Consider the following 25,067-nt stretch of genomic DNA (forward strand, 5'->3'; position numbering starts at 1 on the left):
CTCACTCCAGATTCTAATCCCCCATCAAGACACAAGCGGCTTTGTGCCGCGAAAGGGTCGCAGCGCGACCCCCCGGATATCGGCGGCGCTGCAATGATTGTTGGGGCTGCCCTGCAGCCCTTTCGCGGCACAAGGCCGCTCCTACAGGTGCCCCACCAGCTGCCGGGTTTTCACAAGCCCCCTCGTTGCCACGCACATTTGCTTGTATGGTGTTGTCCAAGAAGGATGTTTTACCCGCACAGGAAAGACTTACATGCCCCAACGCAATGTCATCAACGCCTCCGTCAGCCCCAAGGGCAGCCTGGAGACGCTGTCGCAACGTGAAGTCCAGCAACTGAGCGAAGTCGGTACCGGCAGCCTCTACACCCTCTTCCGCCAGTGCGCCCTGGCCATCCTCAACACCGGCGCCCATGTCGACAACGCCAAGACCATCCTCGAGGCCTACAAGGACTTCGAGGTGCGCATCCACCAACAGGACCGCGGCGTGCGCCTTGAACTGCTCAACGCGCCGGCCGATGCCTTCGTCGATGGCGAGATGATCGCCAGCACCCGGGAAATGCTGTTCAGCGCCCTGCGCGACATCGTCTACACCGAAAGCGAGCTGGCCAGCCAGCGCATCGACCTGGAAAGCTCCCAGGGCCTCACCGACTATGTCTTCCACCTGCTGCGCAACGCCCGCACCCTGCGCCCGGGCGTGGAACCGAAGATGGTGGTGTGCTGGGGCGGCCACTCGATCAGCAGCGAGGAATACCAGTACACCAAGAAGGTCGGCCACGAGCTGGGCCTGCGCAAGCTGGACGTCTGCACCGGGTGCGGCCCGGGCGTGATGAAAGGCCCGATGAAGGGCGCCACCATCGCCCACGCCAAGCAGCGCATGCACGGCAGCCGCTACCTCGGTTTGACCGAGCCGGGCATCATCGCCGCCGAGGCACCCAACCCGATCGTCAACGAGCTGGTGATCCTGCCGGACATCGAGAAGCGCCTGGAGGCCTTCGTCCGTGTCGGCCACGGCATCATCATCTTCCCCGGCGGCGCCGGCACCGCCGAGGAATTCCTCTACCTGCTCGGCATCCTCATGCACCCGGACAACCAGGACCTGCCATTCCCGGTGGTCCTCACCGGCCCGCGCAGCGCCGAGCCGTTCCTGCAGCAACTGCACGCCTTCGTCGGCGCAACCTTGGGCGAAGCCGCCCAGCGCCACTACCAGATCATCATCGACGACCCGGCCGAAGTGGCCCGCCACATGGTCGAGGGGTTGAAGGAGGTCAAGCAGTTCCGCCGCGAGCGCAACGATGCCTTCCATTTCAACTGGCTGCTGAAGATCGCCGAAGGCTTCCAGCATCCGTTCGACCCGACCCACGAGAACATGGCCGCGCTGGCCCTGCGCCGCGACCTGCCGCCCCACGAACTGGCGGCCAACCTGCGCCGGGCGTTCTCCGGCATCGTCGCTGGCAACGTCAAGGACAAGGGCATCCGCCTGATCGAAGAATACGGCCCTTACCAGATCCGCGGTGACGCGGCGATCCTCGACCCGCTGGGGCGCCTGCTGCAGGCGTTTGTCGACCAGCACCGGATGAAGCTGCCAGGTGGCGCGGCCTATGTGCCGTGCTACCAGGTCGTGACTTGAGACACCCCGGGGCCGCATCGCGGCCCCTCCTCCATCCCGCCCCGCACCATCAGTCACATGCCGTGACATCTCGCCAACGTTTGCGCAAAAAAACACCGCAATAAAAATGACCAGCGGGTCACTTTAATGCCCGTTCGTCTCCTACACTCCAGTTTCGGCCCGCGAATTGCTCGGAAAAAGTGACGTAAAAAAGTCGAACTTTCCGAAATACGGGCAGGTCAGGAACTAAGTAGGCCAACGCAAAGGGACTTCCTCACGCCAGGCCAACCCACCCCAGCCAGTCCACGCGCCTTTCGGCCGGAATGCCGCACGTGTCGCGCTTGCGCGCACAGCTTTGGGGCAAGGATCGCACTACGAAGATGCAGTGACCAAACCAGAGAGAACCAGAACGCGCCAACGCCACGCACCTGAAATGCACATGGGACGGAGAGAAGTATGATCAGTGCCGCTGTCGAACCTCACGTAGACGCATTCAACCCGGACAACCGCGAACCGCTCACTGCGGATTTCGCTCCGACAGCCAAGGCACCTGGCGCCCAGCGCCAGCACAACCCGAACAAGCGCAAGATCCTGTTCGTCACCTCGGAGATCGCCGACCTGGTCAAGACCGGCGGCCTGGGCGATGTCTCCGCGGCCCTGCCCCGGGCCCTGGCGCACCTGCACGATGTTCGCGTGCTGATCCCCGGCTACCGCCAGGTGGTCGAAAGCGACAACCCCATCCATATCGTCGGCGAGCTGGGCGGCCATGCCGCGCTGCCACCGTGCAAGATCGGGCGCATGGACCTGGCCGACGGCCTGGTGATCTACGTGCTGATCTGCCCCGAGCTGTACCAGCGCGACGGCACCCCCTACGGCGCCAACAATGGCCGCGACTGGCCGGACAACCATATCCGCTTCGCCCGCCTGGGCCTGGCCGCGGCCGAGATCGCCGCCGGCGAAGGCATGGCCCACTGGCGCCCGGACCTGGTGCACGCCCACGACTGGCCGGCTGGCCTGGCCCCGGCCTACATGCACTGGCGCGGCCTGAGCACACCGACCCTGTTCACCATCCACAACCTCGCCTACCAGGGCGTGTACAGCCGTGGCTGCAGCCCGGAGCTGGCGATCCCGGACCACGCCATGCAGCAGGAAGGCATGGAGTTCTACGGCAAGCTGTCGTTCCTCAAGGCGGGGCTTGCCTATTCCAGCCACATCACCACGGTCAGCGCCACCTATGCCCGGGAGATCACCACGCCCGAGTTCGGCTGCGGGCTGGACGGTTTCCTCGCCAGCAAGGCCCAGCAAGGCCTGCTCGGCGGCATCCCCAACGGCATCGACGAGAGCTGGGACTCGGCCACCGACCAGCACCTGCACCACAACTTCAGCATCAACGACTGGGCCGGCAAGGCGCGCAACGCCCAGCAGGTGCGCGAGCTGTTCGCGCTGGAACCGTCCGAAGGGCCGTTGTTCGCGGTGGTGTCGCGGCTGGTCTACCAGAAAGGCCTGGACCTGACCCTGGGCGTGGCCGACGCCATCGTCGAGCAAGGCGGCCAGCTGGCGATCATCGGCCGAGGCGAGCCGGAAGAAGAACAGGCCATGCGCGAACTCGCCCTGCGCCACCCGGGCCGCATCGGCGTGCGCATCGGTTTCAACGAGACCGACGCCCGGCGCATGTTCGCCGGTTCCGACTTCCTGCTGATGCCCTCGCGCTACGAGCCCTGCGGCCTGAGCCAGATGTACGCCCAGCGCTTCGGCTCGCTGCCGGTGGCGCGCAACACCGGCGGGCTGGCCGACACCATCGAGAACGGCGTGACCGGTTTCCTGTTCGACGACTCGACCGTCGACAGCTACCGCGAGGCCCTTGAACGCGCCTTCTATGTGTACGGCAAGAAGCACCTGCTCAACGCCATGCGCTGCCTGTCGATGACCCAACCCTTCAACTGGTGCCAGGCCGTGGAACCCTACGCCCGTTTGTACGAGGACCTGGTCAAGCAGGCGCACTTCGCCCACTACTGAGACAGGGAGCGCACGATGCACAGGCATGGCGCACAGTTGCTGGACGCCACGTCGGCGCGCTTCGCCCTCTGGGCACCGGATGCGCGCAGCGTGAGCGTGGTGATCGGGCAACGACCGCCCGTCGAACTGCAGGCCGAGGGCGATGGCGGGTACAGCGTGGTCACCGCCTGCCAGGCGGGTGAGCGTTATCACTTTCAGATCGACGATGAGCTGCAGGTGGCCGACCCGGCCTCGCGCTACCAGCCCGAAGGCGTACAGGGCCCCAGCGCGCTGGTGGACCTGAGCGGCTACGCCTGGCAACACCCATGGCAGGGCCGGCCCTGGCATGAGGCCGTGATCCAGGAGTTGCACGTCGGCCTGCTCGGCGGTTATCCCGGTGTCGCCGAGGTATTGCCACGCCTGGCTGCGCTCGGCATCAGCGCCATCGAGCTGATGCCCCTGGGGCAGTTCCCGGGCGAGCGCAACTGGGGTTATGACGGTGTGCTGCCCTTCGCGCCTCAACACAGCTATGGCACGCCACGGGAGCTTTTCGACCTGGTCGACAGTGCCCATGGCCACGGCCTGATGGTGCTGGTGGACGTGGTCTACAACCACTTCGGGCCCGACGGCAACTACCTGCACCACTATGCCAGCCCGTTCTTTCGCGACGACCGGCAGACGCCCTGGGGCGCGGCCATCGACTTCCGCCGGCCGGAGGTGCGCGAGTACTTCATCCAGAATGCGCTGATGTGGCTGTGCGACTACCGCTGCGACGGGCTGCGCCTGGATGCCGTGCACGCCATCGACCAGCCGGACTTCCTGGTCGAGCTGGCACAGCGGGTGCGCGCCGCCGTCGAGCCGGGGCGGCAAGTCTGGTTGGTGCTGGAAAACGAACACAACCAGGCCTCGCTGCTGCAGCAAGGCTTCGACGCCCAGTGGAACGACGACGGCCACAATGCCCTGCATGTGCTGCTGACCGGTGAAACAGAGGGCTACTACGCCGACTACGCGAAACGCCCCATCGAACAATTGGCCCGCTGCCTTGTCGAGGGTTTCGCATTCCAGGGCCAGTCCGATCGCCATGGCGTGCCACGGGGCGAGCCCAGCGGGCACCTGGCGCCCACTGCGTTCGTGCTGTTCCTGCAGAACCATGACCAGGTTGGCAACCGCGCCCTGGGCGAACGCTTGAGCCGCCTGTGCCCGCCACAGGCCTTGCGCGCCGCCACCGCGTTGTTGCTGCTGGCGCCAATGATCCCGCTGCTGTTCATGGGTGACGACGAGGGTAGCCGCGAGCCGTTCCTGTTCTTCACCGACTTCCATGACGAACTGGCCGATGCCGTGCGCGAAGGCCGGCGCGGTGAGTTCGCCCATTTCAGCGCCTTCACCGACCTGCGGCAGCGCGAGCTCATCCCCGATCCCAATGCCGAAACCACCTTCGACACCTCCAGGCTGCACCACAAGGAAGTGCTGGCTGGCTGGCACGGCCTGTATCAGCAACTGCTCGACCTGCGCAGGCGCCACATCATCCCGCGCCTGCCCGGCACCCGCGCCCTGGGCGCCGACGTGCTGGGCGACAAGGCACTGACCGCCCGCTGGCGCCTGGGTGATGGCCACGTGCTGCGCATCGACCTCAACCTCGACGCGCAGCCGCAACCGGCACAGCTGCCGCCCCTGGAGCGGCGCTTGTACGACAGCAGCGACAACGCCCATCCCGACTCGACGTTGGCCGCGCACAGTTGCGTGGTCAGCCTGCTGCCCCCCGACCAGGAGACGCCATGAGCGAGCAACCCCTCCATCGCCTGGCCGCCCGGGTGGGCCTGGCCCGCGACTGGATCGACGCCAACAACCGTCCGCAGCAGGTGAGCGACGACGTATTGCGCCAAGTGCTGCAAGGCCTGGGTCACCCGGCCCACGACCGCGCGGCGATCGACGCCAGCCTGCGCGCCGTCGAGCAGGCCGAGGACAGCGAACACCTGCCACCGTTGCTGACCGTCGACAGCGGCCAGCCGCTCGACCTGCAACGCTACTTCAGTGCCGCAAGCACCGCGCGATGCATCCTCGAAGACGGTACGCCACGCACCTTGCAACTGGACACCCAGGCCCGCCTGCCGGGCGAACTGCCGCTGGGTTACCACCAGCTGGACATCGACGGCCGAACTTTCACCGTGGCGGTGGCGCCCGCGCGCTGCCATGCCCTGCAGGACCGCGTGCAGCAAACACCGCCCCGCTGCTGGGGCCTGGCGGTGCAGTTGTACAGCCTGCGTCGCCCCGGCGATGGCGGCCATGGCGACTGCCTGGCCCTGGAGCAGCTGGCACGCAGCGCCGCCGAACGCGGCGCCGATGCCCTGGCGATCAGCCCGATCCATGCGTTGTCGATCGTCGACCAGCAGCACTACAGCCCCTACTCGCCCTCCAGCCGCCTGCTGCTCAACACCCTGTACGCCAGCCCCGCCGCCCTGCTGGGCGAGCGCGCCGTGCGCATGGCGATCGAGGCCTGCGGCCTGGAACAGACGCTCGAAGACCTGGAGCAGCGCCCGCTGGTCGACTGGCCACGGGCCGCCGACGCCCGCCTGCGCCTGCTCGAGGCGCTCTACCACGACTTCAGCCAGGGCGATCACCCGCTGCGCGAAGATTTCGACGGTTTCCGCGCCGGCGGCGGTGAAAAGCTCGAGCACCACTGCCGCTTCGAAGTGCTGCAGGCCCACGCCCTGGAACACGGCCTGGGCGCCGACTGGCGCACCTGGCCGGCGGCCTGGCACGACCCCTACCACCCGGAAGTCGAAGCCTTCGCCCATGCCTACCCCGCCCGCGTGGAGTTCCATGCCTTCTGCCAGTGGCTGACCGAACGCAGCCTGCAACGGGCCCAGGACGCCGCGCGCGGCAACGGCATGGCCATCGGCCTGATCGCCGACCTGGCGGTGGGCGCCGACGGTGCCGGCAGCCAGGCCTGGAGCCGCCAGGACGAGCTGCTGGCCGACCTCAAGGTCGGCGCGCCCCCGGATATTCTCAACCGCGCCGGGCAGGATTGGGGCATCTGCGCGTTCTCGCCCGAAGGCCTCAGGCGCAACGGCTTCCGCGCCTTCATCGAGATGCTGCGGGCCAACCTGGCCCATGCCGGCGGCCTGCGTATCGACCATGTGATGGGCCTGCGCCGGTTGTGGCTGGTCCCCCGTGGCGCCAAGCCCAGCGAGGGCGCCTACCTGGAGTACCCACTGGACGACCTGCTGCGCCTGCTGGCCCTGGAGTCGGTACGCCACCAGGCGATTATCCTCGGCGAAGACCTCGGCACTGTGCCCGAAGGCCTGCGTGAACGCCTGGCTGACAAGGCCGTGCTGGGCATGCGCGTACTCCCCTTCGAACAAGCCTCGCCTGGGCATTTCACGCCGATCCTCGACTGGCCCGACAACGCCCTGGCCACCACCGGCACCCATGACCTCGCGCCCCTGGCCGGCTGGCTGGCGGGCCGCGATATCGACTGGAGCCACCGCCTGAAGCTGATCGAGGCCGCCACCGAGTTGCACTGGCGGCATACCCGGGCGCTGGAGCGCGACGGCTTGCGTCGCACCCTGGAACAGAACTACGGCCCGCAAGCGGACGACAGCGCGCTGATCGACGCCGCGATCCGCTACGTCGGGCACACCCGCGCCCCGCTGGTGCTGGTGCCCCTGGAGGACCTGCTGGGCTGCGACGAACAACCCAACCTGCCCGGCACCACCGAAGGCCACCCCAACTGGCGGCGACACTTCAGGACACCCGTGCGCGACCTGCTCGACGACGAGGACGCCGCCCGCCGCCTGGAGCTGCTGGCCCAGGCCCGCGAGCAGGCCTGGGAGCGTGACCGGTGAAAGCGCTGACCGCGACCCTGCGCCTGCAACTGCACAGCGACTTCACCCTCGATGACGCGGTGCCGCTGGTGCCTTATTTCGCCCGGCTCGGCATCAGCCATGTCTACGCCTCGCCGATCCTCACCGCGCGCACAGGCTCACGCCACGGCTATGACGTGGTCGACCCGACCCGGGTCAACCCGGAGCTGGGTGGCGAGGCGGCGCTGGAGCGCCTGGTGGCCGCCCTGCGCCAGCACGGGATGGGGCTGATCCTCGACACGGTGTCCAACCACATGGCCGTGGGCGGCGCCGACAACCCCTGGTGGCAGAGCCTGCTGGCCTGGGGGCGGCGCAGCCCGTACGCGAGTTTCTTCGATATCCAGTGGCACTCCAGCGACCCGCTGCTGGCCGGGCAACTGCTGCTGCCCTTCCTCGGCAGCGACTACGGCGTGGCCTTGCGCGACGGTGAGATCCCGCTGACCTTCGACGCGGACCAGGGCCTGTTCGAGGTCGCCCATCATCAACACCGTTTCCCGATCTGCCCGCTGGACTACGGGCGCATCCTCGGCCAGGCCGAGGACCCTCGCCTGCACGCCCTGGCCCAGCGTTTCAGCGCCCTGCACGAAGCCGTCGAGCCGCTGGCCGACGCCTTGCCCCTGCACCGCGAGCTGGCACGCCTGGCCACTGCCGGAGCGCGCCTCGAGGGCGCCCTCGCCGCCTTCGACAGCTGCGACGCGGCGGGCTTCAAGCGCCTGCACCTGCTGCTCGAACGCCAGGTCTACCGCCTGGCCAGCTGGCGCACCGCCGCCGACGACATCAACTGGCGGCGCTTCTTCGACATCAATGAACTGGGTGGCCTGCGGGTGGAACGCCCGGAAGTGTTCGAGGCGACCCACGCCAAGTTGTTCGAGCTGATCGAGCGGGGGCTGGTGGATGGCCTGCGCATCGACCATATCGACGGCCTCGCCGAGCCACGCCGCTACTGCCGCAACCTGCGACGGCGCGTAGAGCGGTTGTTGGCGCGCCGCCCTGTGCAGGCCGCCATCGAGCACTTCCCGATCTACGTGGAGAAGATTCTCGGCACGGACGAACACCTGCACCGTGACTGGCTCACCGATGGCACCACCGGCTACGAATTCATGAACCAGGTATCGCTGCTGCAGCACGACCCTGCCGGCGAAGCCCCCTTGGGCGACCTGTGGCGCGATGTCAGCGAACGCCCCGACTTCCCGGACGAAGTGCGCGAGGCCCGCCACCTGGTGCTCAACGCCAGCCTGGCCGGCGACTGCGAGTCGGTGGCCCAGGCCCTGCTACAGGTGGCCCGCGACGACCTGATGACCCGCGACCTCACCCTGGGGGCCATCCGTCGCGCATTGCAAGCACTGGTCGAGCACTATCCGGTGTACCGCACCTACATCCATGCCGGGGGCCGCCCCAGCGAGGACGAAGCATGCTTCCAGCAGGCACTGGCCGGCGCACGCCGGTCACTGGGTGAAGCCGACTGGCCGTTGCTCGATCACCTGGAGCAGTGGCTCGGCGGACAGCCCTGGCGCCAGCTGCCGCCTGGCCGAGCACGCAAGCACCGGCGCCACGCCTGCGTACGCTTTCAGCAATTGACCGCGCCGAGCGCCGCCAAGGCGGTGGAGGACACCGCCTTCTACCGCTCCGGCCGCCTGCTGTCGCGCAACGATGTCGGTTTCGACGCCGAACGCTTCAGCGCCGATCCCGCCTGGTTCCACAACGAGGCGCAACGGCGCCTGCGCGACTTCCCCGACAACCTGCTGGCCACCGCCACCCATGACCACAAGCGTGGCGAGGACTGCCGCGCCCGCCTGGCGCTGCTCAGCGAGCGTGGGCCCTGGCTGGCCAGCCGCTTCGAGCATTGGCACGAACTGGCCACACCCTTGCGCACGGCGTTGGAAGATGGCGTCGCGCCCAGCCCGGGCGATGAGCTGATGCTGTACCAGACCCTGCTCGGCAGTTGGCCACTGGACCTTGACCTGCACGATGCCGTGGCCCTGCGCGCCTATGCCGAACGCATTCGTCAGTGGCAATGCAAGGCGCTGCGCGAAGCCAAGTTGCGCAGCAGCTGGGCGGCGCCCAACGAAGCCTATGAACAGGCCTGCGCCGAGTATGTCGACGGCCTGTTGCTGGACGACGAGAACCAGCAACTGCGCCAGTCCCTGCACGACGCCGCGCGCCGCCTCGATTGCCCCGGCGCCCTCAATGGCCTGGCCCAGTGCCTGCTACGCATGACCACCCCCGGCGTGCCCGACCTGTACCAGGGCAACGAGTACTGGGACCTGTCGCTGGTCGACCCGGACAACCGCCGCCCGGTGGACTACGCGGCAAGGCGGGCCAGCCTGGACGACAGCGCGACGTCGGCCGAACTGCTCGCCCACTGGCGCGATGGGCGCATCAAGCAAGCGTTGCTCGCGCGGGTACTGGATTGCCGGCAGGCCCACCCCGAGCTGTTCCAGCGTGGCGCCTACCTGCCGCTCACCGTGCGCGGGCGTCACGCTGACCAGGTGCTCGCCTTCGCCCGCCTGGGCGAGGGCGAACGCGCCGTCATCGTCGTACCGAGGCTGGCCAGCGCCCTGCTGGGCAACGCCCCGACCCCCTTGATCCCGGCGCAGAACTGGGACGATACCCGGCTGACCTTGCCGTTCGCCTTGTCGCCTGCCAACTGTTCGGGACTTTTCGCCGGTGCCGCGGTCACCCCTTCAAGGGAGTTGTTGTTGAGCACCGTGCTGGCGGAGTTTCCGGTCAATGTGTTGATTGATCATGCCTAACTGCATTCAGGAGCGTCGTGATGAGTGTCGATGAAAAACGTATTCGCGAATTCGCCTATCAAATCTGGGAGTCGGAGGGTAAGCCGGCCGGCCAGGAGGACCGCCATTGGGACATGGCGCGCAAGCTCGCCGAGGCCGAGTCGTTGGCGCCTAAAGCCGCGCCGCGCAAGAAGGCGGTGGCCAAGCCCAGGGCGACGCCAGTGGAGAAGCCCACTGTCGCCAAGAAGCCTCGGGCGGTGAAAAAGCCCGCGGCGGGCTGACACCTGCACCGGCCTCTTCGCGGGTAAACCCGCTCCCACATGCTCTCCTGCAGGAGCGGGTTTACCCGCGAAGAGGCCAGCATTGCCACCCAAGCATTCCCCCGCACCTTGAGGACTGCCATGAGCCCCCGCGCCCTGAAGAAAACCCGCTCCGTCGCCCCGTCGCGCATCCGCGAAGGCCTGCCCTTCCCGCTCGGTGCCACCTGGGACGGCCTGGGGGTCAACTTCGCCCTGTTCTCGGCCAATGCCAGCAAGGTCGAACTGTGCCTGTTCGACGCCACCGGAGAACACGAGCTCGAGCGCATCGAGCTGCCCGAGTACACCGACGAGATCTACCACGGCTACCTGCCGGACGCCCATCCTGGCCTGGTCTACGGCTACCGCGTGCACGGCCCGTACGATCCGGCCAACGGCCATCGCTTCAACCCCAACAAGCTGCTGATCGACCCCTACGCCAAGCAACTGGTGGGCACGCTGAAATGGTCCGAGGCACTGTTCGGCTACACCATCGGCCACCCCGACGGCGACCTGTCATTCGATGAGCGCGACAGCGCGCCCTTCGTGCCCAAGTGCAAGGTGATCGACCCGGCCTTCACCTGGGGCCGCGACCAGCGCGTGCTGATCCCCTGGGAGCGCACGATCCTCTACGAGGCCCACACCCGCGGCATCAGCATGCGCCACCCCGCGGTACCAGAGGACTTGCGCGGCACCTTCGCCGGCCTTGCCAACGACGAACTGCTCGGGCATATCAAGGCACTGGGGGTGTCGAGCATCGAGCTGCTGCCGATCCACGCCTTCGTCAACGACCAGCACCTGCTGGACAAGGGCCTGAACAACTACTGGGGCTACAACAGCATCGCCTTCTTCGCCCCCCACCCGCGCTACCTGGCCAGCGGCAAGATCGCCGAGTTCAAGGAGATGGTCGCGCACCTGCACGACGCCGGGCTCGAAGTGATCCTCGACGTGGTCTACAACCACACCGCCGAAGGCAACGAGCGCGGCCCGACGCTGTCGATGCGTGGCATCGACAACGCCTCGTACTACCGCCTGATGCCCGACGACAAGCGCTTCTACATCAACGACTCCGGCACGGGGAACACCCTCGACCTGAGCCACCCCTGCGTGCTGCAACTGGTCACCGACTCGCTGCGCTACTGGGCCGGCGAAATGCACGTGGACGGTTTCCGCTTCGACCTGGCGACCATCCTCGGGCGCTACCACGACGGCTACAGCGAGCGCCACGGCTTCCTCGTCGCCTGCCGCCAGGACCCGATGCTCAGCCAGGTCAAGCTGATCGCCGAACCCTGGGACTGCGGCCCCGGCGGCTACCAGGTGGGCAACTTCGCCCCCGGCTGGGCGGAGTGGAACGACCGCTTCCGCGACACCGTGCGCGGTTTCTGGAAGGGCGACGAAGGCATGCTCGCCGACTTCGCCGCGCGCATGACCGCCTCGGGCGACCTGTTCAACAACCGCGGCCGGCGCCCCTACGCCTCGGTCAATTTCGTCACCGCCCACGATGGTTTCACCCTGCGCGACCTGGTCTCGTACAACGAGAAACACAACGAGGACAACGACGAGAACAACCAGGACGGCACCCACAACAACCTGTCGTGGAACTGCGGCGTGGAAGGCCCCACGGACGACCCGCAGGTCAACGCCCTGCGCGTGCGCCAGATGCGCAACTTCTTCGCCACCCTCCTGCTGGCCCAGGGCACGCCGATGATCGTCGCCGGCGACGAGTTCAGCCGCACCCAGCACGGCAACAACAACGCCTACTGCCAGGACAGCGAGATCGGCTGGGTGAACTGGGAACTGGACCAGGATGGCAAGGAACTGCTGGCCTTCGTCAAGCGCCTGACCCGGCTGCGCCTGGCCTACCCGATCCTGCGCCGCTCGCGCTTCCTGGTCGGCGACTACAACGAGGCGATCGGGGTCAAGGACGTGACCTGGCTCGCCCCCGACGGCGATGAGATGACCGTCGAGCAGTGGGAAGACCCGCACGGGCGCTGCCTGGGCATGCTGATGGACGGCCGCGCCCAGGTCAGCGGCATCGCCCGGCCCGGCGCCGAGGCGACGCTGCTGTTGATCGTCAACGCCTACCACGACGTGGTGCCATTCAAGCTACCGACAGTGCCGGAGGGCGACTACTGGAGCTGCCTGGTGGACACCGACCGGCCGGAGATGCGCAAGCCGCAGCACCTGCAGTTCGAGACGGTGTTCGAGGTCAAGGGGCGGTCGTTGCTGTTGATGGCGTTGCAGCGTGAGGAGGAATGAGTGGTGGCCGCCAGGTGCCTGGCGATGGCCTTGCAGCGCCCCGGAGATCGAGCGCCGCCTTCGCGGCGCATCGCGGATGAATCCGCTCCTACAGGCCTCAAGCCTTGTGCCAACCATGGCCTGCACGTTGCAACAGATGTAGGAGCGGATTCATCCGCGATGCGCCGCGCGGGCGGCGCTCGATCTCATAGACGATGCAACTCTACCGTTGAACACCTGAAAAACACCGACACTAGCAACGATTCGGCATAGCGCGGCAACGGCAAATCACCATTATCGATATACCAACTTCAAACATGCCGAAAATCAAACAGTTGCATTGATAAACGAACCTTTACCACGCCACTCACGATTTCTTGACGCAAGCCCCGTCCTCTCCTTAGCTGAACAGTAATCAGCAGACGTAAAAACTCGTGCCGGGCCTCTAGCTCGCGCCTTCGTGCGCGCCCTTCGAGGCTGGCGCGCTGGCTTGGGTCGCCCTGTTTTTGACGTACAGCACGTGACATAAGGCCTGCTCTGCGGTTGCCCCACGCGCTGTCCCTCAACCCTCAACAGGAGATCCGCCATGAAAAGCACCTCGAATCCCTCGCGTTTCGATGTCTTTTTCTACGCGGTTTCCACGTCGCTGCTTCTGGCAACCCCGTTGGAAACCTTCGCTTTCGAAGCGCAGGAAGGCGAGCCCTTCGCCCGCTTTCTGCAACAGCCCGAGGTGCCGCGACTATCCCTGGACCCCATGAACGCCAGCGGCCTCAACCAGGGCTTGCTCAACGCCTTCTCCGAGCGCATGGGCGAGCGCCACGGCCAGGCCATGCCGGATACCATCGCCAGCCAGTGGGCGCAGTTCTTCCCCGGCGCCCCGCGCATCGGCGCCCAGGCGCCGGCGCAACTGGAAGCCCCCAGCCAGCAACTGATGATCGGCCCGGACCTGTTCGTGCGCGAGGCCAGTGACGGCAGCGTGCACCGCGCGGGGATCTTCATGGGGCACAACAACCTGCAGAGCAGCTTCAACGGCATGCGCCCCCTGCTCGGTGACAAGCAGCGCGACGCGGTCAACCTCAGCGGCGAGAGCCTGGGCGTGTACTGGAGCATGACCCACGAGCAGGGCTGGCACGTGGACGCGGTGGCCATGGGCACGCGCATCGACGTCAACGGTCGTTCCCAGGCCGGCGAACGGGTCGATGACAGCGGCCATGCGATGACCTTCTCGGTGGAAGGCGGCTACCCCATCGGCCTGGGCGGTGGCTGGGTGATCGAACCCCAGGCGCAGTTGATCAACCAGCAGTTCTTCCCCGGCAGCCAGGCCCAGGAAGAAACCCTGCAAGCCTTCGACAGCCAGCCCACCTGGAGCGGCCGGGTCGGTGCCAAGCTGTCGGCGCGCTACGAAGTCAGTGGCATGCCCATCGAACCCTATGTGCGCACCAACGTCTGGCACGACTTCGGCAACTCCGACGCGGTGAAGCTGGACCAGGTGGACAAGATCTCCAGCTCGCGCAGCGCCACCACGGTGGAACTGGGGTTGGGGCTGGTGGCGCGGGTCACGCCCAATGTGGCGTTGTTTGTCAGCGCCGACTACAGCAGTGATGTGGATGACAATGATCTGAATGGGCTGATTGGCAGCCTGGGCGTCAGGATGCGCTGGTAGCGCTGACGACCAGCACCCCGATAGGCGCGACACGAGGCCGCGCCTACAAAAGAAGAACCGATCACGCCGGTTTCATTACCAGAACGCCCAACGGCGGCAAATTCAGCGTCAAGGAGACCATCCTTAGCAGCATCAGCTATCTAGAACCCATGTTTCATACCAAACGTATTTAAGTTCGCTCACGGTGGTCTAGACCTAGTAAATATGACAGTTGTGAGGTTTTCCATGACGTGCCACCTTGCAGAAGCCCCTCTCCAGGGAACTACTAAAACTGCAAAGGACCGTATCATGACCAGCGACGCACAAGCACCTGAAGTCACCCTATTCGAAAATCTCAAAAACATCTTATTCTCGAAATACGCTAATGAGAGAGAACGGCAAGACAACTACATAAGAATCAGATCAGCCATCCCCTATCATGACCCAGGACATGTTCTGAAAGCCGAGCTGGAAAAAGACGGATCCTTTTTAATCAGCAGCTCAATCTCGAAAACAATCTCACACTTCCTCAGCTACTACCGGGCAGCAGTCTTCCCTCATTTATCGCTTGAGAACTATGACCCTACCAAACCAACTTACAATTGCGACCATACTTATCACCCCCAGCCAATTTATAGACACAAACAATATTTTGATGACAACGAATCAGACGATACCAGCACGCCGCTTAAGTACCCCGCAACCTTCGTTAAATTTTCAGTATATGCAGACGACGAGCTCATGCAGCTGTTAGTAAACCCCTCACACACACAAAAGTCGGCGTTGCAGAATTTTTTTGACCAATGCTCCAAAGCCGAAGCACGAGAGGATTACCTTCAATCTCTATCTCTTTTCAACTTGGATTTACCAAAGCCACTACGGCAATTCCTCGGAGATTATCTACATGCTCAATTTCCCAATCCCTACCAGAATACACACTGGGATAACCAGGCACACTCACCAGCAACCAAAGTCACTCCTCAATCATTAGTTGAGTCACTCGAAAATTTTTTAGAATACGAAGACCTTAGAGATTTCTCGCCCGCTGGTGATCGTGGCGAAGAGCCCTACGATCTCGCCAATGCGATCTTCAATGATTCACTCAAGAAACTAGCTGACTTGGACTTGGAAAACAAAGCCGAAGACGTCAAACTGGAGGATTCAAAGACCACCAGCAGCGGCAACTACAAAGTTACCGTCACCCTCCAGAAAATCAAATTCGAACCAGGATTAAAACAGAAGTCTTTCGCTGAGGTGCGAAATGGCATTACTCAAAACGCAAACTTCTACAACAAAGGTGTTGTCTGCAATGGCACAATTGCATTGGAGGTCAGCGTACGTCGGCAGGGAACTTGATGCGCCGTCCTCATAGCACTTCATCCGCTACACAACAAAGACCAACGCCTACGCGTATCACGTAGGCGTCGGGTTGCCGGCGAAGTGCCTCACGCCGGCCTCATCACCAACACCCCCAACGGCGGCAGGTTCAGCGCCAGCGACAAAGGCTGGTCATGGCTAGCGCTAGCCTCCGTCGCCACCGCCCCGAGGTTGCCGACGTTCGATCCGGCATACAGCTCGGCGTCGCTGTTGAGCAGTTCCACCCACTGTTCGCCAAACGGCACGCCGATGCGGTAGCCCTCGCGCGGCACCGGGGTGAAGTTGGCCACCACCAGCAACGGCTCGCCCTGGCTGCTCCAGCGCAGCCAGGCATACACGCTGTTGGCGGCATCGTCGCCGATCAACCACTGGAAGCCTTGGGGCTGGCAGTCCTGCTCGTGCAGCGCGGGCAGTTCGCGATACAGGCGATTAAGGTCGGCGACCAGCTTCTGCACCCCTTGGTGCTCGGAGTACTGCAGCAGGTACCAGTCCAGCTGCTGGTCGTGGTTCCATTCGCGCCACTGGCCGAACTCGCAGCCCATGAACAACAGCTTCTTGCCCGGATGCATCCACATGAAGGTCAGGTACGCCCGCAGGTTGGCGAACTTCTGCCAGCGGTCGCCGGGCATCTTGTCGATCAGCGAATGCTTGCCGTGCACCACCTCGTCGTGGGAGATGGGCAGGATGAAATGCTCGGAATACGCGTAGATCAGCCCGAAGCTCATCTCGTTGTGATGGTAGGTGCGGTGAATCGGGTCGTTCTGGATGTAGTGCAACGTGTCGTGCATCCAGCCCATGTTCCACTTGTAGGCGAACCCCAGCCCGCCCTGCTGCACCGGCTGGCTGACGCCGGGCCAGGCGGTGGACTCCTCGGCGATGATCAGCGCGCCCGGCGCTTCATGGGCGGCGACGCTGTTGAGGTGGCGGATGAAGTCGATGGCCTCGAGGTTCTCGCGCCCGCCGTGGCGGTTGGGCACCCATTCGCCGGCCTTGCGCGAGTAGTCGCGGTACAACATCGATGCCACCGCGTCGACGCGCAGGCCGTCGATGTGGAAGTGCTTGAGCCAGTGCAGCGCCGAAGCCAGCATGAAGCCACGCACTTCGTTGCGGCCAAGGTTGTAGATCAGTGTGTTCCAGTCCTGATGGAAGCCTTCCAGCGGATTTTCGTACTCGTACAGCGCAGTGCCGTCGAAACGCGCCAGGCCATGCTCGTCGGTGGGGAAATGCGCCGGCACCCAGTCGAGGATCACCCCGATTCCGCCCTGGTGGCAGGCGTCGACAAAGGCGGCGAAATCCTCGGCGCTGCCGTAGCGCGAGGTGGGCGCGAACAGCGACAGCGGCTGGTAGCCCCAGGAGCCGCCGAAGGGGTGCTCCATGATCGGCATCAGCTCGATGTGGGTGAAGCCCAGTTCCTGGACATAGGGGACAAGTCGGTCGGCCAGCTCGCGCCAGTTGTAGAAGCGCGCGACCTCGCCGGCATCGTCCAGCTCGCAGCGCCAGGAGCCGGCATGCAGCTCGTAGATCGACAGCGGCGCGCTGTAGGCGTGACGCTGGGCACGCTGCTCCATCCAGCCATGATCGCGCCAATCGTGGGCCAGCGCCCCGGCCACCTTCGACGCGGTGCTGGGCGGCAGTTCGGTGGCGCGGGCCAGGGGATCGGCCTTCAGTGGCAGCACACCGTCCTGGCCGAGCACTTCGAACTTGTAGGTTTCCCCCACGCCGAGCCGGGGTACGAACAGCTCCCACACCCCAGCGCTGTGACGCAGGCGCATGAGGTGGCGGCGGCCATCCCAGTTGTTGAAGTCGCCGACCACCGACACCCGCCGGGCATTGGGTGCCCACACCGAGAAACACACGCCGTCGATGCCATCGACCTGGATTGGCTGGGCGCCGAAGCGCCCGGACAGGTCGCGGTGGTTGCCTTCGGAGAACAGGTACATGTCCATGTCGCCCAACTGCGGACCGAAGCTGTAGGGGTCCTCGGTGAGCTGCTCGCCACCGGCCCAGCCGATCTGCAGCAGGTAGGGGATCGCTTGGTCCAGGTGCGCGGTGTACAGCCCCGGCAGGCTGGCCTGTTGCATGTCGACGAGCACGCGCTCGTCGTGGCGCGCCAGCACGCGCACGCTCAGGGCGTTGGGCAGGAAGGCACGGATCAACTGACCGCCCGCACCATCGGAGTGCGGGCCGAGTACGGCGAACGGGTCGGCGTGCTCGGCGCGGGCCAGGGCATCCAGGTCCCGTTGCCGAAGGCCGCCGTTGTCACGCGTGGTTGCATTCATCTCACTGCCCCTTTTCATAGGTTCAAAAAAATGCCCCGCCATCCCCCTGTAGGAGCGGCTTCAGCCGCGATCACCCGCAAAGCGGGTGCCAGACACCGCGCTGCCTTCATCGCGGCTGAAGCCGCTCCTACAGAGGTATTGCGCACGGCCTTGGGAATTTCACCTCTCCCCCCAGGTACCGATCAGCCCATGCAGCCCATGCAAAGGCACGGCCAGCCAGCCCGGCCGGTTCTCGGCTTCATAGGTGATTTCGTAAACGGCCTTCTCCAGGCAGAACAGCTCCAGTGCCGCGCGCTCCCCTTCCGCCTGCTGCCAGGCATGGGGCATGGCCGCGGTGGCCAGGCCATAGGCTTCGACGAAGGCATGGCGCGACTGGTGCAGGTACTGCCGGGCGACCCGCTGACGGGCCTGGCGCGCCGCGTCGGAAAGGTCGACCGCCGAGGCGCTGCGCAGGATCATCGCAGCAGCATAGTCGAAGGAGCGCAACACGCCGCTGACATCCTTGTACGGGCTGTGCCGAGCGCGGCGCTGCTCCAGCGGGCGCGACGGCTCGCCCTCGAAATCGATCAGGTAGGCATCGCCCTGCACCACCAGCACCTGGCCCAGGTGCAAGTCGCCATGCACGCGCATCAGCACACCGCCCTGGGCTAGTCGTGCGAGGTTGTCGATGTGCTGGGCAAGGCCTTCGCGTTGTTGCAGCAGTTCATCGACCAGGGCCTGGCTGTCGCCGTCCAGCACGGCGCGGTGCTCGGCCAGCAGGTCGAGGGCATGGTTGAGCTCGGCGCTGATCTGGTGGCTCCAGCGCTGGCTGTCCTGTTCATCGCTTGCCCGTGGCTGGAAGGCCGGATCCTCGGTCGGCGCGGCCAGCAACAGGTGCATCTCGCCCAGGCGCTGGCCGAGCAAGGCGGCGAAACCGGTGAGCTCGGCCAGGGCATCGGGGTGCGCGTCGGCCTCGCCGGTGGCGGGTTCCATCTGGTCGCGGATCGCCCGCTCCAGGGTGTTCTGGGTCCAGCCCCAGGCATCACCCTGGTTGCTCAGGTAACCCTGGGCGATCATCAGCAGGTGCGGCTCGCCCGCAGCGTCCACCCGGCTGACCCAGCCCAGCAAGGGCGAGATGTTGGCAAAGCCCGCAGCGGTGAGGTAGGCGCTCATTTCCAGTTCCGGGTGAATGCCCGGATTGACCCGGCGGAGCAACTTGAGCACCAGGCTGCCGCCCACCACCACCGAACTGTTGGACTGCTCGGCGCTGAGGTACCGCACTTCGCTTTCGTCATCGAGGCCCAGTGCGGCCAGTTGTGGCGTGCCGGTGAAGCGCAGCTCGCCCAAGCCATCACCACAGGGCTGCCGGGTGTTTCCCTGGCAGGCCTGCAGCACCGCACGGACAAAAGGCTCCAGCACGAAGGCATCGGTAATCAGGCCCACCTGCCGCCCGCGGCGCACCCGCGACAGCGCCAACTGCTGGGGTGGCGCGGCATTGATCTGCTCCTCTGGCAGCAGGCCGAACGGCAACTGGTAATGGCTGACCGCCCCCGCGCTGCGCACCTCAAGCTCCGCGAGCAGCGTCGGCAAGGTGGCCGTGGCGAAGCGCACGCCATAGTGCAAGCGCACCTGGTCGATCGGCCCTTCCTTGCCGGCGAACCAGCGCCGCTTGGGCAAGTACTGCGGCAGGATCGATTGCTCCAGGGCGTCGCGCGAAGGCGCTTCGAGCAGTTCCTCCAGGCGCTTGCGCAGCACCAGGGTGGTCAGTTCGGGCAACCCTTCGCTGGGCTCGATATGCCAGCTGGGCATGCGGTCGTGGGGCGCCAGCAGGAACCAGTAGAAGCCGTAGGGCGGCAAGGTGAGCAGGAACGGCAACTGGCCGATGGGCGGGAAGGCACTGCCGCCGAGCATCTCCACCGGAACCCTGTCGGCGTACTGCGACAACTCCAGCTCCGCCGCCTGGGCGGTGCGCGAGACATTGGCCACGCACAGCACGATCTCGTTGTTGCCGTTGGCGTCGGTGTACTCGCGCAGGTAGGCGAGGATGCGCCGGTTGCTCGGGCTGAGCATCCTCATGCTGCCCCGGCCAAAGGCCTTTTGCTGGCTGCGCACCGCCAGCAGGCGGCGGTTCCAGTTGAGCAGCGAGTGGGGATCGTGGGCCTGGGCCTCGACGTTGATGGTCTGGTAGCCGTACAGCGGGTCCATGATCGGCGGCAGCACCAGGCGCTGCGGGTCGGCCCGGGAGAACCCGCCGTTACGGTCCGGCGACCATTGCATGGGGGTGCGCACGCCATCGCGGTCGCCCAGGTAGATGTTGTCGCCCATGCCCAGTTCGTCGCCGTAGTACAGGGTCGGGGTACCGGGCATCGACAGCAGCAGGCTGGTGAGCAGCTCGATGCGCCGACGGTCGCGTTGCAGCAGTGGCGCCAGGCGCCGGCGAATGCCGAGGTTGATGCGCGCGCGGCGGTCTTCGGCGTAGTAGTTCCACAGGTAGTCGCGCTCGCGGTCGGTGACCATCTCCAGGGTCAGTTCATCGTGGTTGCGCAGGAAGATCGCCCATTGGCAGTTGGCCGGGATGTCCGGGGTCTGGCGCAGGATGTCGGTGATCGGGAAGCGGTCCTCCATGGCCAGGGCCATGTACATCCGCGGCATCAGCGGGAAGTGGAAGGCCATGTGGCATTCGTCGCCGTCACCTTCGCCGAAGTACGGCCGGGTGTCCTCCGGCCACTGGTTGGCCTCGGCCAGCAGCATGCGGTCGGGGTAGTTGGCGTCGATCTCGGCGCGGATCGCCTTGAGCACCACATGGGTCTCGGGGAGGTTTTCGTTGTTGGTGCCGTCGCGCTCGATCAGGTAGGGAATGGCGTCCAGGCGCAGGCCGTCGACACCGATGTCGAGCCAGAAGCGCATCACGTCGATCACCGCCTTCATCACGTGCGGGTTGTCGAAGTTGAGGTCCGGCTGGTGCGAGTAGAAGCGGTGCCAGAAGTACTGGCCGGCGACCGGGTCCCAGGTCCAGTTGGACTTCTCGGTGTCGAGGAAGATGATCCGCGTGCCGTCGTATTTCTGGTCGTCGTCGGACCACACGTAGAAGTCCCGGGCCTTGCTGCCGCGCTTGGCGTGGCGGGCCTTGTGGAACCAGGGGTGCTGGTCGGAGGTGTGGTTGATGACCAGTTCGGTGATCACCCGCAGGCCGCGTTTGTGGGCCTCGGCAATGAAGCGCCTGGCGTCGGCCATGCTGCCGTAGTCCGGGTGCACGGCCTTGTACTCGGCGATGTCGTAGCCGTCGTCGCGCCGGGGTGAAGGGTAGAACGGCAGCAGCCAGAGGGTGTTGACGCCCAGTTCGGCGATGTAGTCGAGCTTGCCGATCAGCCCCGCGAAGTCGCCGATGCCGTCGTTGTTCGCATCGAAGAACGATTTGACGTGCAGCTGGTAGATCACCGCATCCTTGTACCACAGCGGATCGTCGATGAAGGCTGCCGGGCGGGAACGCTTGGCCATGTGCGACTCCTTGCTTTGTCTGGTTCGGCACGCCCCTTGTAGGAGCGGCCTTGTGCCGCGAAAGGGCTGCGAAGCAGCCCCAGCAATATCTGCAGCGCCGCTGAAATCCTGGGGCCGCTTCGCGCCCCTTTCGCGGCACGAGGCCGCTCCTACAGGGCTTTTTCGATGCGCCAGATGCCGAACGGCTGCAGCCAGGGTTCGATGCGCATCCACTGGGTCTTGCCGTGCCAGGTCCAACGGTGGCCGTTCATCAGGTCCTCGCCCTGGGTGTCGGCGTTGTCGTCCAGCCCAAGCTCCCACAACGGCAATTCGAAACTGGCCTCCTGGGCGTTGTAGGGGTCGAGGCTGATGGCGACGAGAATGACGTTGTCGCGCTCGGGGGTGCGCTTGGCGAAGTAGAGGATGTTGTCGTTCCAGCAGTTGAGGAACACAACCCCCAGGTGCGTCTGCAGCGCGCGGTTCTGCCGGCGGATACGGTTGAGCTGGGCGATCTCGGCGACGATGTTGCCCGGCTGGCTGAAGTCGCGCGGGCGGATCTCGTACTTCTCCGAATCCAGGTACTCCTCCTTGCCTGGCAGGGGTGTTCCCTCGCACAGCTCGAAGCCCGAATACATGCCCCACAACCCAGAGCCCATGGCCGCCAGGGCGGCGCGGATGAGAAAGCCCGGGCGGCCGGAGGTCTGCAGGAAGAACGGGTTGATGTCCGGCGTGTTGACAAAGAAGTTCGGCCGGTAGCACTGGCTCCAGGGCGGCTGGTTCAGTTGCTCGAAGTACTCGCGCAGCTCCTGCTTGCTGTTGCGCCAGGTGAAGTAGGTGTAGCTCTGGGCGTAGCCGACCTTGCCCAGGCGCGCCATCATCGCCGGGCGGGTGAAGGCTTCGGCGAGGAAGATCACGTCGGGGTGCTGGCTGCGCACATTGGCGATCAACCATTGCCAGAACGGCAGCGGCTTGGTGTGCGGGTTGTCGACGCGGAACGTCCTGACCCCCGCCTCCACCCAGCCGACCACCACGTCACGCAGGGCCAGCCACAGCGACGGCACAGCCTCCGGTGCGTAGAAGTCGACATTGACGATGTCCTGGTACTTCTTCGGCGGGTTCTCGGCGTAACGGATGGTGCCGTCGGGACGCCAACTGAACCAGCCCGGGTGCTCGATCAGCCAGGGGTGGTCCTGGGAGCACTGGATGGCGAAGTCCAGGGCGATCTCCAGGCCGTGCTCGGCGGCCGCGGCCACCAGCCGGCGGAAGTCCTCGCGGCTGCCCAACTGCGGGTGGATGGCGTCGTGGCCACCCTCTGGGCTGCCAATGGCGTAGGGGCTGCCGGGGTCGCCGGGCTCGGCCTGGAGCGCATTGTTGCGGCCCTTGCGGTGCTTCATGCCGATCGGGTGGATGGGCGGGAAGTACAGCACATCGAAACCCATGTCGCGGATCATCGGCAGGCGCTGGTGGACAGTGTCGAAGGTGCCGTGACGCTGTGGGTCGTCGGTGATCGAACGCGGGAACAGCTCGTACCAACTGGCGAACAACGCCGCCTCGCGGTCGACATCCACGGGGTACTCGGGGCTATGGGTCAGGTAGCTGCGGTGCTCGGCCTCGCCCATCAGCCGCGCGGCGTCGGGGTGCAGCAGCAGTACCACCTGGTCGTCCACCGGCAGCTCGGGCAGGCGTTCGCGCAATTGCCCGAGCTGCTCGCGCAACGCACCGTCGCTGCGCTCGATGCCCTTGCCCAGCAACAGGCGACCCTCCTCGAGCTCCAGGCGCACATCCACGCCAGCAGCGTATTTCTTCTCCAGGTCATGGCAATAGGTGGCGAAAGGGTCAATCCAGGCCTGGATATTGAACACATGCAGGCCCAGGTCGGTGGGCGTGAACGCGGCCAGCCACAGGTCGTTGCCCGGCGAGTGCATGGCCACGCAGTGCCAGCGTCGGCTATGGGCCTGACGCCAGTGCAGGGTGACGGCCAGGCGATCATGACCATCGCTGTAGACCTTGGCGCTGACGTCGACCTTCTGCCCGCGCACCGCCTTGGCCGCGAAGGCACCGGCGTCGAGCACCGGGCTTGCGTCCTCGATCACGATGCGCGGCGCCAGCAACGCTTGCGACAGGCTGATGGCCTGGTCCGGGTGATCGTTGGCCGTGGGCCCGCTTTCGAAGGGCTCGTTACCTGACATCGCACTCGCTCCGTTTGGCTGGTGGCGGTAAGGGTTCAGAGCCGTGCTGGCGCGCGGGGTTCAAAAAATGAGCGAATGACGGTGGCCAGGGTCGAAGCCTGCACTACCTCTTCATTCACCCCGCGAGGCCAGGCCATGAACATTCCCATTCCACCGGAGACGCCCGATCCGAACATCGACGACCCGACGTTGCCGCCGCCGGTGCCTGAACAAGACCCGGACGAGCTGCCGACCAGGCCGAGCGTGCCGCCGACCGTGGGCGATCCGCCCAGCGAGGAGCCTCCGGTGAAAGGGCAAGGATAGCCAAGACTGGCCGGATGAGTGGGCGCTGCGGGCAGCCTGCCGATCGATCTCCTACACTGGTCGTGATTGCTTCTGACTTGAGGAGCTACTCATGGACGATCATGATTCCGGCAAGGCGCCCGGGTTCTGGCAGATGCTGCAAAGTGTGCTGGCGGCGGCGTTTGGGGTGCAGAGCGGCAAGAACCGGGCGCGGGATTTCACCTATGGCAAGGCCAGTCATTTCATCGTGATGGGGACTGTGTTTACCCTGGTGTTCATTTTCGTGTTGATTGGCTTGGTGCAGTTGGCGATGCATTTGACCGCGCGGTGATTGGGGGCTTGCAGCGTGCTTGAGACCGAGCGCCGCCCTGCGGCGCATCGCGGCTGAAGCCGCTCCTACATTCGTTGCAACCGATAGGCCGCCGCCCCACCTGCCTGTGTGTAGGAGCGGATTCATCCGCGATGCGCCGCAAAGCGGCGCTCGGTCTCTAGGGCACTGCAAATCACAAGCGAGTCAAACAACCACCAGCGGAATATCCCCGCCCTTCCCATCCCGCCGCTCGCTCATCCAGTCATTGACCTTCTGCCCGAACTCAACCGGCGCCTTGCGCCCGAACCGCCGCGCCAGGTCGAGAATGGTCTGCTGCGCCAGCGCCTCCTCCATGCGTTTCTGCGCCCCCAGCATCACCGCGTGGATCGCGCAGGTGCCCTCGGTCGCCCACCCCGGCGCCGAGCCCTCGAACACCGCGCAGCGCTCGCGGATCTCCCGGCAGTCGAAGATCTTCTTCGCCCCATCGATGGCCGTGACGATATCCAGCACGGTGATCTCGTCCGACGGCCGCGCCAGGCGAAACCCGCCGCGCACGCCCTCGGTGGCCGCCACCAGCCCGGCCCGGGCCAGCTTGGTGAACACCTTGGCCAGGTACTCCTGGGGCACCCCCTGCAGCTCGGCCAGGTCGCGCACGCTGGCCTCGCGGCTATCCCCGCGCTCGTCCACCAGGAACAGCAGGCAATGGATGCCGTACTCGACGCCGGCACTGTAAAGCGACATGTCAATCTCCGACTTAATTTGTCGCAAATAGTACGCCTTACAACCACTCCACGCAAAGCCA

Annotated in this window: 15 protein-coding genes; 11 read left to right on the forward strand and 4 right to left on the reverse strand. The window is 65.4% G+C overall.

The window, feature by feature from the left end; all coding sequences use genetic code 11:
- Positions 1-253 precede the first annotated feature (253 nt).
- From ppnN to P5705_RS19075, 9 genes are all read left to right on the forward strand, one after another.
- Complete coding sequence (ppnN, locus tag P5705_RS19035) at positions 254-1,627, forward strand: nucleotide 5'-monophosphate nucleosidase PpnN (RefSeq protein WP_277462506.1); 1,374 nt, start codon at positions 254-256, stop codon at positions 1,625-1,627.
- 435 nt (positions 1,628-2,062) lie between these two features.
- The gene (glgA, locus tag P5705_RS19040) at positions 2,063-3,622 is read left to right on the forward strand and encodes a glycogen synthase GlgA (RefSeq protein ID WP_277462507.1); all 1,560 of its coding nucleotides are present in this window, start codon (positions 2,063-2,065) and stop codon (positions 3,620-3,622) included.
- 15 nt (positions 3,623-3,637) lie between these two features.
- Positions 3,638-5,380 carry a malto-oligosyltrehalose trehalohydrolase gene (treZ, locus tag P5705_RS19045; RefSeq protein ID WP_277462508.1) on the forward strand — a complete coding sequence of 581 codons (1,743 nt, stop codon included), beginning with the start codon at positions 3,638-3,640 and terminating at the stop codon, positions 5,378-5,380.
- Entirely contained in the window at positions 5,377-7,446 is a 2,070-nt protein-coding gene (gene malQ / locus P5705_RS19050; protein ID WP_277462509.1) for a 4-alpha-glucanotransferase, read from the forward strand. Before treZ ends, malQ begins: the two co-directional genes overlap by 4 nt.
- Positions 7,443-10,217 carry a malto-oligosyltrehalose synthase gene (locus P5705_RS19055; RefSeq protein ID WP_277462510.1) on the forward strand — a complete coding sequence of 925 codons (2,775 nt, stop codon included), beginning with the start codon at positions 7,443-7,445 and terminating at the stop codon, positions 10,215-10,217. Before malQ ends, P5705_RS19055 begins: the two co-directional genes overlap by 4 nt.
- Before the next feature lie 20 nt (positions 10,218-10,237).
- Positions 10,238-10,477, forward strand: a complete 240-nt coding sequence (locus tag P5705_RS19060; RefSeq protein ID WP_277462511.1) for a DUF2934 domain-containing protein — start codon at positions 10,238-10,240, stop codon at positions 10,475-10,477.
- A gap of 120 nt (positions 10,478-10,597) precedes the next feature.
- Positions 10,598-12,751, forward strand: coding sequence for a glycogen debranching protein GlgX (glgX, locus tag P5705_RS19065; protein ID WP_431196963.1), 2,154 nt, complete (start codon positions 10,598-10,600; stop codon positions 12,749-12,751).
- 565 nt (positions 12,752-13,316) lie between these two features.
- Positions 13,317-14,393, forward strand: a complete 1,077-nt coding sequence (locus P5705_RS19070; RefSeq protein ID WP_277462512.1) for an autotransporter outer membrane beta-barrel domain-containing protein — start codon at positions 13,317-13,319, stop codon at positions 14,391-14,393.
- 288 nt (positions 14,394-14,681) lie between these two features.
- Positions 14,682-15,728, forward strand: a complete 1,047-nt coding sequence (locus tag P5705_RS19075; protein WP_277462515.1) for a hypothetical protein — start codon at positions 14,682-14,684, stop codon at positions 15,726-15,728.
- Between the two features lie 89 nt (positions 15,729-15,817).
- Here the strand turns inward: P5705_RS19075 and glgB are convergent, their stop codons facing one another.
- The 3 genes from glgB to P5705_RS19090 all read right to left on the reverse strand — a co-directional run bounded on the left by glgB (position 15,818) and on the right by P5705_RS19090 (position 23,673).
- Positions 15,818-18,028 carry a 1,4-alpha-glucan branching protein GlgB gene (gene glgB, locus P5705_RS19080; protein WP_277462516.1) on the reverse strand — a complete coding sequence of 737 codons (2,211 nt, stop codon included), beginning with the start codon at positions 18,026-18,028 and terminating at the stop codon, positions 15,818-15,820.
- A 159-nt stretch (positions 18,029-18,187) separates the two neighbouring features.
- Positions 18,188-21,505 carry a maltose alpha-D-glucosyltransferase gene (gene treS / locus P5705_RS19085; RefSeq protein WP_277462517.1) on the reverse strand — a complete coding sequence of 1,106 codons (3,318 nt, stop codon included), beginning with the start codon at positions 21,503-21,505 and terminating at the stop codon, positions 18,188-18,190.
- 149 nt (positions 21,506-21,654) lie between these two features.
- Positions 21,655-23,673, reverse strand: coding sequence for an alpha-1,4-glucan--maltose-1-phosphate maltosyltransferase (locus P5705_RS19090; protein ID WP_277462518.1), 2,019 nt, complete (start codon positions 23,671-23,673; stop codon positions 21,655-21,657).
- Between the two features lie 135 nt (positions 23,674-23,808).
- Between P5705_RS19090 and P5705_RS19095 the strand changes: the two genes are divergently transcribed.
- Complete coding sequence (locus P5705_RS19095; protein ID WP_277462519.1) at positions 23,809-23,976, forward strand: hypothetical protein; 168 nt, start codon at positions 23,809-23,811, stop codon at positions 23,974-23,976.
- A 91-nt stretch (positions 23,977-24,067) separates the two neighbouring features.
- A complete protein-coding gene (locus tag P5705_RS19100; protein WP_213660525.1) occupies positions 24,068-24,286 on the forward strand; it encodes a DUF2970 domain-containing protein in 219 nt (72 codons plus the stop codon).
- A 183-nt stretch (positions 24,287-24,469) separates the two neighbouring features.
- Here P5705_RS19100 and P5705_RS19105 read toward each other — a convergent pair whose 3' ends face one another.
- Entirely contained in the window at positions 24,470-25,006 is a 537-nt protein-coding gene (locus P5705_RS19105; RefSeq protein ID WP_277462520.1) for an RrF2 family transcriptional regulator, read from the reverse strand.
- Positions 25,007-25,067: the final 61 nt, after the last annotated feature.

The sequence above is a fragment of the Pseudomonas entomophila genome (assembly GCF_029478665.1).
In the GTDB taxonomy this organism is placed as follows: Bacteria; Pseudomonadota; Gammaproteobacteria; order Pseudomonadales; family Pseudomonadaceae; genus Aquipseudomonas; species Aquipseudomonas entomophila_F.

What these genes read in the sequence shown, in the direction of transcription:
- ppnN (WP_277462506.1), top strand. Translation starts at nt 254, where the DNA reads ATGCCCCAACGCAATGTCATCAACGCCTCCGTCAGCCCCAAGGGCAGC.
- glgA (WP_277462507.1), top strand. Translation starts at nt 2,063, where the DNA reads ATGATCAGTGCCGCTGTCGAACCTCACGTAGACGCATTCAACCCGGAC.
- treZ (WP_277462508.1), top strand. Translation starts at nt 3,638, where the DNA reads ATGCACAGGCATGGCGCACAGTTGCTGGACGCCACGTCGGCGCGCTTC.
- malQ (WP_277462509.1), top strand. Translation starts at nt 5,377, where the DNA reads ATGAGCGAGCAACCCCTCCATCGCCTGGCCGCCCGGGTGGGCCTGGCC.
- P5705_RS19060 (WP_277462511.1), top strand. Translation starts at nt 10,238, where the DNA reads ATGAGTGTCGATGAAAAACGTATTCGCGAATTCGCCTATCAAATCTGG.
- glgX (WP_431196963.1), top strand. Translation starts at nt 10,598, where the DNA reads ATGAGCCCCCGCGCCCTGAAGAAAACCCGCTCCGTCGCCCCGTCGCGC.
- P5705_RS19070 (WP_277462512.1), top strand. Translation starts at nt 13,317, where the DNA reads ATGAAAAGCACCTCGAATCCCTCGCGTTTCGATGTCTTTTTCTACGCG.
- P5705_RS19075 (WP_277462515.1), top strand. Translation starts at nt 14,682, where the DNA reads ATGACCAGCGACGCACAAGCACCTGAAGTCACCCTATTCGAAAATCTC.
- glgB (WP_277462516.1), bottom strand. Translation starts at nt 18,028, where the DNA reads ATGAATGCAACCACGCGTGACAACGGCGGCCTTCGGCAACGGGACCTG.
- treS (WP_277462517.1), bottom strand. Translation starts at nt 21,505, where the DNA reads ATGGCCAAGCGTTCCCGCCCGGCAGCCTTCATCGACGATCCGCTGTGG.
- P5705_RS19090 (WP_277462518.1), bottom strand. Translation starts at nt 23,673, where the DNA reads ATGTCAGGTAACGAGCCCTTCGAAAGCGGGCCCACGGCCAACGATCAC.
- P5705_RS19095 (WP_277462519.1), top strand. Translation starts at nt 23,809, where the DNA reads ATGAACATTCCCATTCCACCGGAGACGCCCGATCCGAACATCGACGAC.
- P5705_RS19100 (WP_213660525.1), top strand. Translation starts at nt 24,068, where the DNA reads ATGGACGATCATGATTCCGGCAAGGCGCCCGGGTTCTGGCAGATGCTG.
- P5705_RS19105 (WP_277462520.1), bottom strand. Translation starts at nt 25,006, where the DNA reads ATGTCGCTTTACAGTGCCGGCGTCGAGTACGGCATCCATTGCCTGCTG.